The organism is Paenibacillus sp. M-152, from assembly GCF_003856555.1.
Classification (GTDB): Bacteria; Bacillota; Bacilli; order Paenibacillales; family Paenibacillaceae; genus Paenibacillus; species Paenibacillus polymyxa_C.
Map to the genome: position 1 here is coordinate 724,749 of NZ_CP034141.1, position 13,245 is coordinate 737,993.

Annotated in this window: 10 protein-coding genes; 6 read left to right on the forward strand and 4 right to left on the reverse strand. The window is 47.8% G+C overall.

Annotation, left to right across the window (positions count from 1 at the left end; genetic code table 11):
• Positions 1–12 precede the first annotated feature (12 nt).
• A complete protein-coding gene (locus EGM68_RS03300) occupies positions 13–1,692 on the forward strand; it encodes an ABC transporter substrate-binding protein (protein ID WP_129548650.1) in 1,680 nt (559 codons plus the stop codon).
• A 219-nt stretch (positions 1,693–1,911) separates the two neighbouring features.
• Here EGM68_RS03300 and EGM68_RS03305 read toward each other — a convergent pair whose 3' ends face one another.
• Positions 1,912–3,882, reverse strand: coding sequence for a glycosyl hydrolase (locus EGM68_RS03305; RefSeq protein ID WP_129548651.1), 1,971 nt, complete (start codon positions 3,880–3,882; stop codon positions 1,912–1,914).
• A 435-nt stretch (positions 3,883–4,317) separates the two neighbouring features.
• Between EGM68_RS03305 and EGM68_RS03310 the strand changes: the two genes are divergently transcribed.
• The 3 genes from EGM68_RS03310 (at position 4,318) to EGM68_RS03320 (ending at position 6,867) form a co-directional block, all read left to right on the forward strand.
• Positions 4,318–5,112, forward strand: coding sequence for a GNAT family N-acetyltransferase (locus tag EGM68_RS03310; RefSeq protein ID WP_129548652.1), 795 nt, complete (start codon positions 4,318–4,320; stop codon positions 5,110–5,112).
• A 21-nt stretch (positions 5,113–5,133) separates the two neighbouring features.
• Complete coding sequence (locus EGM68_RS03315; protein ID WP_129548653.1) at positions 5,134–5,400, forward strand: hypothetical protein; 267 nt, start codon at positions 5,134–5,136, stop codon at positions 5,398–5,400.
• A gap of 132 nt (positions 5,401–5,532) precedes the next feature.
• Complete coding sequence (locus tag EGM68_RS03320; RefSeq protein WP_129548654.1) at positions 5,533–6,867, forward strand: SMI1/KNR4 family protein; 1,335 nt, start codon at positions 5,533–5,535, stop codon at positions 6,865–6,867.
• Positions 6,868–6,979: 112 nt separating this feature from the next.
• Here the strand turns inward: EGM68_RS03320 and EGM68_RS03325 are convergent, their stop codons facing one another.
• Positions 6,980–7,741, reverse strand: a complete 762-nt coding sequence (locus EGM68_RS03325; protein ID WP_064964304.1) for an SDR family oxidoreductase — start codon at positions 7,739–7,741, stop codon at positions 6,980–6,982.
• A 288-nt stretch (positions 7,742–8,029) separates the two neighbouring features.
• Positions 8,030–10,465 (reverse strand): UvrD-helicase domain-containing protein, encoded by a 2,436-nt coding sequence (locus EGM68_RS03330; protein WP_129548655.1) that lies wholly within the window; start codon positions 10,463–10,465, stop codon positions 8,030–8,032.
• A gap of 310 nt (positions 10,466–10,775) precedes the next feature.
• On the opposite strand from EGM68_RS03330, the gene EGM68_RS03335 reads away from it, so the two are divergent.
• Together EGM68_RS03335 and EGM68_RS03340 are read left to right on the forward strand one after the other, a co-directional pair.
• Positions 10,776–11,621 carry a zinc ribbon domain-containing protein gene (locus EGM68_RS03335; protein ID WP_019686039.1) on the forward strand — a complete coding sequence of 282 codons (846 nt, stop codon included), beginning with the start codon at positions 10,776–10,778 and terminating at the stop codon, positions 11,619–11,621.
• A gap of 65 nt (positions 11,622–11,686) precedes the next feature.
• Complete coding sequence (locus EGM68_RS03340; protein ID WP_040103795.1) at positions 11,687–12,475, forward strand: TrmB family transcriptional regulator; 789 nt, start codon at positions 11,687–11,689, stop codon at positions 12,473–12,475.
• Positions 12,476–12,483: 8 nt separating this feature from the next.
• On the opposite strand, the gene EGM68_RS03345 is transcribed toward EGM68_RS03340, so the two are convergent.
• A complete protein-coding gene (locus tag EGM68_RS03345) occupies positions 12,484–13,116 on the reverse strand; it encodes an NUDIX hydrolase (protein WP_025677106.1) in 633 nt (210 codons plus the stop codon).
• Between the last annotated feature and the right edge of the window lie 129 nt (positions 13,117–13,245).

The window sequence follows — 13,245 nt, forward strand, 5'->3', positions numbered from 1 at the left end:
AGGTTTAGCTCCATGAAGTCAAGAAAAAATAGAATGATCGTACCTTTCGTAATGTCACTAACTTTAGTGGCGACCCTTGCAGGGTGTAGTGGTAATAATCCGTCTGAGGCTACCAAGGCCGTAACAACAGGCGACATCACGCTTACTTATTTTTCGGAAGACTCCAGTACAAATTGGAATAACATGAAGGATGAAGTCGGTAAGGTCATCGCTGAAAAAACCGGAGTAACCCTAGATGCTGAATTCGCTGTCGGAGACCCGGTCCAAAAGATTTCATTGATTGCAGCCACAGGAAACTATCCTGATTTAATCGCTGCTAAGGCGGATGTCGGCAAACTTGTCGATGCTGGTGCAATTATTGATCTGACGGATTTGATCGACAAGCATGCACCGAATATCAAAAAAATGCTGGGAGACAAGCTTGTTCGGACGAAGTACAGTTTGGATGATCAATCCATCTATGTTATTCCGACCTGGTCTGCTGTCGAAGAGGAAAAAATCAAACCCGACGTAGGATTTAAACTCCAACACCGTGTCGTCAAGGAAGCGGGATACCCGGACATTCGTACGGTACAGGATTTTGAAAAAGTCATTAAGGACTATATCACCAAGCATCCGACGGACGAAAATGGCAACAAAAATATCGGATTATCCCTAAATGCCGACGATTGGCATATGTACCAGGTCACGAATTCAGGATTTCAAACGACCGGGGGACCAGACGACGGCGAATACTTCATCGATCAAAAAACACACCAAGCGACTTATCATTTCCGCCGGCCGGAAGAAAAAGAATATTTCCGCTGGTTGAATCACATGAATGCCATTGGATTACTGGACCCAGAAAGCTTCGTACAGAAGACAGACCAGTTTAAGGCAAAAGTGGCCTCTGGCCGCGTACTGGGTCTGGCCGATCCGGAATGGGACTATGGCGACGGACAAAATGCGCTGAAGGCGGAGGGCAAATTCGATCAGACTTACGGTCATTATCCAGTCACCATGAGCAAGGAATATAAGGACACCAACTTCTGGCTTCCTGGCTTTGATGGGGGATATGGAATCTCGATCTCTAGCAAGTGTAAGGACCCGGTACGTGCCATCCAGTTCCTCGACTTTCTGGCATCGGAAGAGGGTCAAGTCCTGAATAATTGGGGGATTGAAGGCAAGCATTACACGGTTAAAGACGGCAAACGGACGATTATTCCGGCTGTACTTGAACGGATGAACAATGACAATGCGGCTTTCCAAAAAGAGTCCGGAATCGGTCTATATTGGAACTTGATGGTCCATTATGGTGATGGCATTAAGGACTCGACTGGCAACTATTTTACTCGTAGTTATCCTGAACTGCTGACAGCGACTTATAACAAGTCGGAGAAGGAAGTGCTAAAGGCCTATAAGATTGAGCACTGGAAGGATCTATTCCCGAAGGAAGATGAATTCCAACCGAGAGCATATGGAGCAGCGTATACGATGCCTCTTCCCAATGACGATCCGGCTGTTATTCTCGGAGCCAAGATGAAGGATATTACATGGAAACGGATTCCGGAAGCTGTCATGACTAAACCGGAAAACTTCGACAAGGTTTGGGATGTCTATATGGCAGAACTGGAGAAAGCCGGAGTACAAGAAATGGAACAATCCTTTACCAAACATATCCAAGACCGAATTAAGCTGTGGTCCACTAACTAACTCGTTTCGCATAAAAGAACGGGGCCGTTTCCACTTTCCAATTGGAGAGGAGACGGTCCTTTTTCATTGGTTTGCGATAGACTGCATTCATTCAGGTTATAAATCAAAAGCGGCCACCCCGGTTACTTTCTGAGGTGGCCGCTGTTCTTTAGAGACAGGCTTCTACGCTGCTTCATGGTGCTGGAGGGACGGTACAGTTATGGGCACGTTAAGAGCGCCTTACTCCGCTTCATTCTTGATGGAAGTAAAAAGGTCTTGAGGAAGCTCATCCCTCGTGATCACGTAATCGCTGTTGAACACTTTTATGAGATGATCCAGGGAGTTATATTGTCCGTTGCGAATGAAGTCGCCTGTCCATGTGGTGAAAAAGAGCCAATGCGCTGAATATGTTTGAAGTAATTCAGGATCGCCAATCGGGCCGTTTTCGGACAGACCAACCAGCTTCTTGCCTTGCACGAGATTCACCAAGCTGTCATACTTGCCGATACTTGGGCTATAATTAGCCGCCTGGTTGTAGATATCCACACTTACAATATCGACGACATCGTCTCCCGGATACCACTCGGGGCTCTCGGAGTTCCATACCCAGATCAGGTTGTTCAGGTGATGGTAGTTTGTTAGGCGGTCGTACATGATATGGTACAGTTGCTTGGCGGAGCCTGGCCCTTGGGCGCCCCACCAGAACCATTTGCCTTCCGCCTCGTGCAGCGGTCTCCACAGCACCGGAACGTGAGCGTCTTGGAGGCGTTTCAACTGAGCAGCAATAGCATCGATATCCCGTAGGATAAGCTGATACTCTTCCGACTCGGGATGAGTAAGCGCATATTGAACGTCGAATGTAGTAGCGTCCGTGTAAAACCCGCGCCACCATTCTTTGCCGGGAATATCATGCAGTCCCTTAGGAGCATTCCAGTGCCATGCGAATGTGACAATTCCACCTTCTTTGGCCCATTGAATCGCCTTTTCCACTTCAGTTGAGGTGGCGCCATGTTTGATGCGAGAGGGAGAATAATCCATCATGTCCGTTGATAATATGGCAGGATACTTTCCAGTTTGGTCTTTAATCCACTGGGCATCCTCAAGAGTGTGCTGACCGGAAAGAATGTTGCTGCCGTAACTATCGACGAGATAACCCATAAGTGCCTTGGTTTCCGCAGTCGCATTCGGGTTTACTGGCTTTTTCTCAATCTGATGCAGTTTCGGGGGGGACACTGCTGACAGCTTGACGTAGTCGATATGATATTGGTCCGAATCGACATTGAACTGTATGGTATTGTTTCCCGCACTCAGCATCAGTTTACCGCCAGATACCTCTGTGTAGCTTGCTGTTGTCGGGAGTGATGTTTCGCTGGTCTGGCCATTGACCACCAATTGGGTCTTTTTGTCTCCATTGGGATTACTGTAACCGATTGCAAGATTGTAAAGCCCGCTTGAGGCTGCGTTATAGGCAAAGGTTAACGACCCTGTGCCTTTAAAGGCTGCATAACCGGTACCGGAATAACCCGTATCAGCAGCTTCGATGCTGACCTCACCAGTAATGGCTCCGTCTTCGGCTTCCATTTTGCTTATTGCAGCTGGCAGATTGGCGAATTCAACCTTCACATACTCGATCCCGTAATATCCCCAGCCTCTTGAAAAAGTCAGCTCGTTTGTGCCAGCATTCAGCATGATCTTAGTTACCATTTTCTCGTTCACCGCCGCACCTTTCGGAGGAGCAGCCAGCGTTATGTTTTCAGCCATGGTGCCATTGACCTTGATGCTGGTATCCTTGGAGCCGGTGTCCACCGGAATGTAGTAGCCGAGGCTCAGCCTATAAAGACCTGCTGTAGGCACGTTCACTTTAAACGTAGCCGTCCCGTCAGACTTGCCGGAATTAGGGTCATAGTCATAAAAGAAGGATACATAGCCATCGCCTTTATAAAGCGTATCGCCGGTATAGGGTGTATCCCGTTTTTCTACACCGTAACCTTGAAGAATTGCATCTTTGGAGCTGACGACTATAGGAGAGGAATTGCCGTTAGTGGATAAATCTTGACTTGCATTCATCACCGTTCGGTCTTCAACACCGGTGACCAAGGGAGCTGATTCTGCTTTTGCTAAGCTTGGAATTAAACTGAGAGATACCAACAAAAAGGATAAGAGAACAAAGCTGAGAATACCGAAAGACCTTCTTTTCCATGGATCTGGCATATTATTCACTCCTTGAATTAGTAGATGTTACCGCCTCGATTGACCTGCAACGCATATTACAGAAAACGCTTTCATTAGTGTGTACATATTAAGTACACTTTGAAGTAATCGATGACAGGTGATTAAGGACCAGCTTGCATTTTTAAGCATTCTTTCTTCTTTTGTATGCGTTTTCAATATTTGTCATTAATTTTTTAGGACCTCACCTCTCTTTAATTTCATCATAAATTAGAGGCGAGGCAGGAACCATACAATGAATTTCGGAGAAAATCATCCTTAAATTATGGATTTTTATACTTCGATAGCAAACAATTTTTATATTTTTTGAAATGTATAACTCAAGAGGCTACATGGGATAAGCGGGAAGGATCGTTTCCATTTGTGGTATTATGCCAATAAGAATATTACCCACATGGGAATGAAAGGGACTAATACATGATTTCTCATCGACTGCTTAGCGACGAAACTATTTATCAATTAACGAACCAGATTCATAGAGACCAACACTTGTTATTCTATAGCTATTTAAGCCAACGTAAGGAGCAGGCTAAATTTGTTGGTCAATATGTAGATGACAAGCTGACAGGGGTCTTAGCATACTTTTGCGGGCTTTCATTCCCTGCATTTTCTTTCCACTGCATAAACCGAGAGAAACTTAACTTTTCAGCTCTTATTGCTTTTACTGAGGAACTCATTCAACTTAAGAAAAATACCGTTTGTGGTACAATCCTGTGTGATCGTGACCTACAACTTTTTCAGTCTCATGGGCTCATAACGGGTAACCCACAACGTTTCTTAACGATGAAACATATGGATCAATCGAAACTGCTTGATTCTAACTTGGCTGAGTTAGTTAAGGAAAACGAAGTTCCAGAAATAGTGGATTTATTACGAAATGGGGGCATGAAATTTTTTACGAGGAGCGAACTCGAACAATATCCTTTCCTTGGGATCAAGGAATGTGGTCATTTTATTGCCGTAGGTGGCTTTCACTTTTATGATTCTAAGCTCGTGGAGCTCGGAAACATATATACAAGCCCTGCTCACAGAGGGAAAGGGCTAGCAAAGCACTTGACGAGCCAACTTACAAAACTGGGCAGAACGCTATCATCAGATGTCTATCTGGGAGTAATGGAGGAGAACCAAGTTGCTGTACAACTTTACAAGGGTTTAGGCTATGAGGTTACGGCTGAACAGACGATTGTTGATTTTAAACTATCTATTGATTGACGAAGGAGGAGGGAGAAGGTTTTGGAACAGAATGATATTAATATTCATCAACTGACTGATGAGATATATCAAATTTTACACAAGAGAATGGATAAACTAGGTATAGCATACGGCATCGTAACTGAATTTAGTTATAATCCTGAGGAGCCACCGTCATGGATTATTAGTATCGAGAACTCTAAAATCGTGCTCACTTCGTCCATCTTATTCCAATATATGAAACAGCATCACAATTTGGAGGATACGTTAACTCATTTTATGCGCGATCACTTTTCATACTTCAATTAAACAGTATCCACCGTATTATAAAAACCTACTTAAAAAGATACATATCAATGTAAAGAGGTAAGACCCATAAAGAATGAAATTGCTGGATAAGCAAATAAAGGAAACTGGCTAAGTCAACTGGAGGGTGCAGATATGTGGTTTGGGAAGAAAGAAACGCAACTGGATCGAATAAAAGACAAACTGAATCAGGCTATGCGCAAAGACAAGGATTTCTCGGTGTTTGGAGCATCCTCACATCAGTACAGGGTTAAAGAGAAGCTTACAGCAAAAGAGCTGGCGGACTGGCAAGCCCACAATCAAGTCACCCTACCCGAGCCTTACGCGCTGTTTTTAACAAACATCGGCAACGGAGGCGCCGGACCCTATTATGGAATTTATCCGATTGAAAAGGCAACTTCCTACACCGAGCGTCAGGCACTCCTGGCAAAATCCGTTTTGCATCCCGGGATGGCCAAAGAGGAATGGAACCATCTGATTGAGCCCTTGACCAAGGATGAGGACATCCCTGATGAGGAATACGATGACGCCCGTAATAAGGTGCTGGGCGGCATGTTGTGCATAGGTACCCAAGGCTGCGAATACGACATGTATCTCGTACTTGAAGGGAAATACAGGGGGAGAATTGTGTACACCTCCGATTTTCATCCCGATCATCCCTTTTTCTTTGTCTATGAAGACAGCTTTCTGGACTGGTACGAGCGCTGGCTGGATGAAATTATTTTGGATTATGATATCGGGTGGTTTGGCAGTCGAATGCCGGGTGATGAGAATGCACTGATCCAGATGTATCAGAGCGCTCCAAACGAAGAAATCCAAGCAAAGGCGCTTGATGGAATGTTCAAGTTTAAGGAAGTTGCCCAGCCAACCCTTGGTTTTTTGAAAAACATTGCGGAGCAAAGCCCAAAAAATCGGACCACAGCTGTTTGGCTAATCTGCAAAACTTCTTTTGACACGGGGAGAAAATATCTTCTGGAATTGTTGCAATTGGACGAACATAGGGATTTTCTGCAAGCTTTAACGATTCTGCACGCTTCCAGTAAAACAGCAAATTTAACGGAATTTATTCCAGTGATTTTGCAAAGTCTTGACAGGATTCATGACCCGGAAACGTTGCGTTATGCAGGATATATTTTAGAGGATTACGGTGAGATTACGCTCCGAAATTTTGCGCCTTTCTTGTGTCACGCCGACCCGAAAATGCAGACCACTGCCATCTATGCCGCGCGTAGTTGCGAAAACAAGCAGGGAAGCTGGCAGATCATTGAACAGATGTTGATAGGGGGCGACCCGCAGGTTCTGAAAAACATGATTTTATACTGGGGCATTATTCCACATGAGAAGTTGCTGCCTTACTATAAGGCGGTATGGCCGGAATATAAAAAAAATCCGAATTTCAAAGAAAAATTTATCGGTTGTTTGCGAGAACTACATTTGCCAGATGATTATTTCGATAAAGACGAATCGTGAGAAATGAGATTTGGGAATTATGATAACGTGCCAGCAAATTCTACAAGGTAAATCAATAAAAAGCGAAATAAAGGAAAGGGCCATCCCGCAAAAGGATGGCTCATTAAGCAAGTTATTCTATTGAGTTTTTCGTTGCCTTATACATATTTTCTACGTGTTCGTCGACTTCATTTCGTGACATGCGTAGGCGAGCCACAGAAGTACCATATCCGATTTCTATTTTACCTTCTTCTAATCCTTTGAAAATTCCATCTGCGAAGTCATCTAATGGTTCTCCTTGCGTGTGCAATCCTGCTCCACCTAAATCTGTATTCACTGCCGGAGGGACAACTTCAATTACCTCTACAGACGTATCAGAAAGTTGGTGTCTTAGGCTAATTGTAAATGAATGAAGTGCCGCTTTCGTTGCTGAATAAATCGGAGCAATCACAAACGGCGTAAAAGCTAACCCAGAAGTGACATTAATGATAGTCGCCTCTTCTTTTGTTGCAAAATATGGAGCCAGCAGCATGGATAGATGGAAAGGTGCTTCAATGTTAGTTGTGATTTCTTTACTGAAATAATCCCAATTGTTTTTTGCATCCGTTTTTAGAACGTTAAAGCGTTGTTGGATACCGGCGTTGTTAACTAACACATTTACTTCTGGATAGTTGGTTGTTACCCAATCCGATAATGCTATACGCTCGGATTCAATATTCAAATCACTAACATGAGTAATAAGGCTAGGCAATTTCTCTTTCGCTTTTTGAAGTACATGTTCACGTCGTCCAGAAACAATGACTTTATTTCCAGCTTTTAAAAATCGTTCTGCAAAAGCTAATCCTATTCCAGTACTTCCACCCGTAATTAGTATTGTATTTCCTGAAAGTTTCATTATATGTTCTCTCCTTTTAGGATTCAATTTTCAACGAAATTTATCTAGAATAAATGAGGGTTAACTTAGATAAAATGATATATAAAAAACGGCAGATTAGGATTTTATTCTCACATCCTAGTCTACCGTTTTTTATTTGATTTAGTCTGTCTAAAACTTATTTTTGCAGGGTGCCGGGAAAATGTAGATTAGTGCTTTTTTGGATTCATTACAGGTCTGCACAAGCCGGACTGGAAATGACGAATGCAGTGGGAGTACAGCTCCATAGCGGCTATATACGCCTCGCACTTATCTGGCCGGGATGTTGCGCGTTCCCTCCGTCATCGGGGAGGAGCAAAGCGGACACATCGGTGGCGTGCCTGCACTAGCCGTAGTTGTGCGGCGTCCACCTACTGTGTCGCGCCGCATCCACGCTTTGCAGGCGGCGTCCGTGCATTTCCACACAGGCACATCGACGCGTGGCTCTGTCTGTGACCTAGCCGCCGCCGAGGCCGTCCGTGCTGTAGTGGCGGCTGGGGTTGACCCCGGTCTGCTGCTCACGCGGGTTGCCGTGCCAGACGCTGGCGAACCACCCCCGGCCCGGCTGCCATAACCCGAAGTACCCTTCGGTTGGCCAAAGCTGCTGCGACGCGTGTCCGGCTTGGAAGTCTCGGGGGGAGTGACCCCATATGCTTCCAGCAAGAAGCGAGACACGGCGGCAGGCTTGCCGTGATTGGAGGCGGGGGAGGTGATGTACAGCAGCTCCTTCGCCCGGGTGACGGCCACGTAAGCGAGGCGGCGCTCTTCCTCCAGCGCAGCATCGTTATCCACAGCCGTTGCGGGGGCGGCGCCTGCCCGACGGTCCTCTGGCAGCTCGCTGTGTAGAGCCGAGCTATGCGGAAGGATGCCTTCACTTGCTCCGATCCAATATACGCAAGGGAACTCCAGTCCCTTGGCACGGTGGATCGTCATGAGCCGAACAGCATCGCTGTCTTCCTCTCTGCGCAGAGATTCCATCTGGCGGTGGCGCTCTGAAAGCTCGTCCGCAAAGTTGACGAATGCCTCTACCGTGTCAAAGCGCTTGGCTGCCGTTTCAAGCTCCTCCAGACTTTCTTGCATCGTTTCCTTATAATGTGTCCACGCGCCCGTATCTCCGCTTTCCAAATACTTGTCATAAAAGACGCGCCGCATTTCTTGAATGGCATAGGCAGGCTTCATGGTAGTGAGACTGCGAATCAACCGAATGCGTTCTTTCACCTGTTCACGCTGAAAATCACGTAGTCGATCCCAGCGGCTGAGGTGGATTAGCGGGTATTTTTTAGCCTGCTGTTTCTCTTCGCGCATAATCCATTCCATCCCAGCCTCACGGGAGACATACAGCGGTCCAAGGGTACTTGGAATGGATTCCATTCGACGGGGATTCAGCGACAAGCGCAAGTGATCCATTAAGGGACGAATCAGAGACTGATCGTAAAATACGGCTCCTGCTCCGTACTGAATAAATGGGACATCCCGCATAATTAATTGCTCAAAAATAGATCGGCTTCCGCTGGCTGTCCGATGTAAAATAGCGATATCCCGATAGCGAAGACGACCTTCTTCTACCTGCCCGAGCAGATGAGTAACAATATGTCCCGCCTCTTCCTCAGGCCCAGATGGGGTGGCAAACTGTGGCGGCAAGCCCTCACGCCCGGCAGCCGCAAGACGTTTGGAGCGTCGATGAACATTTTTGGCGACGATGTTGGAGCCCAGCCCCAAAATGCGTGCATCACTGCGATAATTAATATCAAGAGTAATGACCTTTGCATCTTTATAGACCTTATCAAACTCCAGAATGGATTCCTGGCGGGCTCCATTAAAGGTATAGATCGTCTGGTCATCATCTCCGACGACCATCAGATTGCGATGCCTCGCAGCCAATCGTTGCACCATTTCGTATTGCAGGGCATTCGTATCCTGAAATTCATCGACCATGATATAGGAAAAACGTCGTTGAAGCGGCAGAAGCACATCCGGATCACGCAGGAGAACGGAGGCACGCAGCAGAATATCGTCAAAATCCATTTTGCTCCGTTCCTGTTTCCACGCTTCATAGGCGAGCATGGCACGTTTGGCATCTGCTTCCTCGCGTATGGTTTCCGGCAGCTCATCTGCGCTACGGCCTTCCGCTTTCCAGGCGGAGAGGGCGGACAGCAGGCTTTCCGGCTGGAAAGCCTCACTCAGTCCAAGCTGGCGCAGCATCATTTTCATAACGGTATGCTGGGCCTGTGTTTCACCGAACACTTCATCTTGCACACCGCGATGTCGCAGCATCGCCAAAGCGAATGAGTGGAAGGTACGCGCCTGGACTGCGCGTGCAGCGGCAGGTCGCACACCGGGTAGTCCCGCGATGCGCAGCTTCATTTCGGCAGCGGCCTTGCTGGTGAAGGTCACCAGCAGGATGGACGATGCAGGAACATCCCGCATCGCCATAAGGTAGCCTGCACGGGCCGCCAGCACCGTGGTTTTGCCGCAGCCAGCCCCTGCCAGCGTCAGAAGCGGGCCTTTACCGTGGCGTACAGCCTGAATTTGCGGGCGGTTCAGATGAATGCCCGCGTTCTCTATAGCACGGAAAAAAGTCGCGTCTTGGTCGGTGTCGGGCACCAGCGTTATACTGGTATCCATAGAAGCTCGACGTGCCTGAGGGATCGTCGTTGAATAAGGAACCCCGATGGGTCGGGGGTAAAATGCAGGATTTGGGTTCATGATCCTGAAACCCCTTTCGTTCTTAAAATCTTCCATTTTCACAAATGGGGGTAGTTTTTGGTATGATAGAGTTCTAGTCAGCTTGAGTTGATGATAAGAACAAGACTATGGACTAAAATGGTGCTGAATTCATGCGGATCTAGAGCTGGAACGTCAGAATGTTAATAGGCTGACGCCAATGCCTATAGCCTCAAACAGGCGATATGACCGCATTCCATTATACAGGAGTTCGAGGCTTGCCAACAGAAAAAAACTTTGGGATATACGGACGGTACAGTGAAATCCGGCTGGATATGGGGAGGAAATGACGATGAAGCTGATTCAACGTATAAAGGAAGGCGCTAATCGCGCAACAGAAAAGGCGCAGCATGCTGTCGAGATTAGTAAGATTAATTCGCAAATTACAACGATTCAGCAGGAAATGGATGTTCATTTCTTACGAATGGGTCAAATCTTTTACGAAGGCTACCGGGCATCCGATATGTCAGTGGCTGAAACCGAGATGACACAGTTGTCTACTGCTTGTGATGAGCTTCAGGATGAAATTGATGAGCTGCGCAGTAGAATTGCAGAATTGAAAAACGCCCATTTATGTACCTGTGGTGCAGTTGTGCCGCTGGATGCGAACTTTTGTCCCAAATGCGGACGCAAGTTAAATGGAGGGCAGGCTGCCTCCAAGCAAGTAGCGGCCGTGCGGGAAGAGGTACCAACAGACGCCTATTCTTTTGATCTGCGCAAGCCTGAGGCAGCGAAGGATGCTGTGCCTGCCTACATGGAGTATGCAGAAGATGAAGTAATCGATCGGCATGAACAGGATGAGCGGTATGAAACGCACGATCCAACGGAATCAGACCGCAATTACACGGTGTCTGATTTTACTCCGGAAGAAAAAGCGGCATTCGATGAAGAGTGGGAGCGCCGTCGTCAGGAAGAACTGGAGAAAGAACACCATCGTCTTGAAGAACTGGAACGTGAACGGGAGCGTCAGGAGGAGCTGGACGAGCGCATTCGATATTGGAAGGCCAACAATTCGGGGGCAGAGAAGCCGGCAACACCGTCAACGCAAATACGCGAAAATGTAAAATGCCAAATCTGCACAGCGGAATTACCCAAAGGCTCCAAATGGTGCCCGCGCTGTGGAGCTGAACAGATTTGACGCAGCCGAACAGGCTGCCGCAGGACACAGACATAACGCCGGGCAGCATAGGGGGAACAGAACATATGGAGCGTTTGCTGCAACATCTGCGGAATCTGGGTTTTACGGAGATGGAAGCCAAGGTGATGGTCGAGCTTTCGAGACAAAATGCGGCTTCCGGCTATGAAGTTGCTAAGCGTTTGGGGGCATCGCGCTCCAACGTGTACGCAGCTTTGCAGCGTTTGGCCGGGCAGGGATATCTCAGAGCGAGTGCGGGAGAGCCTGTACGCTACAGCATGCTGCCGCCGGGTGAGCTGACCCGGATGATCGAAGGGCAGATGCGGGAGTCCCTGCTGGCGGTGGAGAAGGAGATGCCACGAACAGAACCAGCCAAGCCGACCTTCTACAACGTGGAAGGTGACCGGAAGGTGCTGGAAAGTCTGACACGCGAGCTGGAACGGGCAGAGCATGAGATTGTGCTGGATTTGTGGCGCGAGGAAGCCGAACTGTTGCGGGAAGCGTTGAAAAAAGCCGAGAGTCGGGGTGTGCGTCTGCTATGGTCCTGCGACAACGGAGAAAGTATGTTGGGACCGTGGCTACCGCGTGCGTCTGGTACAGACGGACAGGAAACGTCAGGGCGTAAGTTTTCCTTTGTTATTGATCGGCGTTGGTGCATGCTGGGTATGCGGGGAGAGAATTGCCCGACACAGGCGCTTATTACCGAGCATCCGGTGATGACAGGTTTGCTGCTTGATCATTTTGCCCAGGATCTTATTCTGTATGAGCTGGAGCATGATATGGGCAGCGAGCTGTCGACCCGATATGGCTGGCGGTATGAAAGCATTATCGGCAAATATATGTCAGCCGGAGAATAGTATAAGGATTACTGGGAGGGAAGTTCCATCAGGGCCCGGCATACAGATGTAATATAGCCCGCTTGATGAGGCACGAATTGATCCGGTGTAATCAGGCGGCGAGTTTTTTCCGGGTTCGGCCCCGACGTAATACCTTGGGCTTCGATAAATGGAATATGGCCTTCAAACAGGGCTAGTGCTTGGTCAAGGTCTGCTTCGTACAGTCCGGCTACTTCTTCCTGCTGGAGACAATAGGCTTCCAGGGGCTGGTTGGACAGCAGTCCAAACACCGAGCTGACCTCCCGATCCCAAAAAGAGGTGCCCTGTGCGGTACCTTTACTTTCATACCGAACGGTCATCAGTGGTGTTAAGGAGGTAAAGGGAACATAAATGCCTAGTTCTTCCTCCAGCTCGCGAGCCGCCTGGGACATATCTTCGCCTGAAGTCAAATGCCCGGCGGCTGTAATATCGTAGCATCCGGGAAAGGTGTCCTTTGTATCCTGACGCTGTTGGAATAGCAAGCGGCGGCCTGTCGAGGTGTCTCGTGCCAGCCAGCAGTGAAAGGTATGATGCCAGTAGCCCTTGGCATGTGCTTCCTGTCGGGAGGCTGTGCCGAGGGGGGTGTCTTCATCGTCGTAGATATCCAGAAGCTCGCTAGTCATCGTGATTCCTCCTATCATATGCAGAAAATCAAAGTCTACTTTACAGTATAACGTGTTTTCCGTTCTGACGATATGATGGACGATGTGGAATGCGGAGTAGCTTTTGGGGTATGCTGGGAACATGGGGAT

Bases quoted from the DNA above. Each gene is read 5' to 3' on its own strand.
- EGM68_RS03300 (WP_129548650.1), top strand. From the start codon at position 13: ATGAAGTCAAGAAAAAATAGAATGATCGTACCTTTCGTAATGTCACTA.
- EGM68_RS03305 (WP_129548651.1), bottom strand. From the start codon at position 3,882: ATGCCAGATCCATGGAAAAGAAGGTCTTTCGGTATTCTCAGCTTTGTT.
- EGM68_RS03310 (WP_129548652.1), top strand. From the start codon at position 4,318: ATGATTTCTCATCGACTGCTTAGCGACGAAACTATTTATCAATTAACG.
- EGM68_RS03320 (WP_129548654.1), top strand. From the start codon at position 5,533: ATGTGGTTTGGGAAGAAAGAAACGCAACTGGATCGAATAAAAGACAAA.
- EGM68_RS03325 (WP_064964304.1), bottom strand. From the start codon at position 7,741: ATGAAACTTTCAGGAAATACAATACTAATTACGGGTGGAAGTACTGGA.
- EGM68_RS03330 (WP_129548655.1), bottom strand. From the start codon at position 10,465: ATGAACCCAAATCCTGCATTTTACCCCCGACCCATCGGGGTTCCTTAT.
- EGM68_RS03335 (WP_019686039.1), top strand. From the start codon at position 10,776: ATGAAGCTGATTCAACGTATAAAGGAAGGCGCTAATCGCGCAACAGAA.
- EGM68_RS03340 (WP_040103795.1), top strand. From the start codon at position 11,687: ATGGAGCGTTTGCTGCAACATCTGCGGAATCTGGGTTTTACGGAGATG.
- EGM68_RS03345 (WP_025677106.1), bottom strand. From the start codon at position 13,116: ATGACTAGCGAGCTTCTGGATATCTACGACGATGAAGACACCCCCCTC.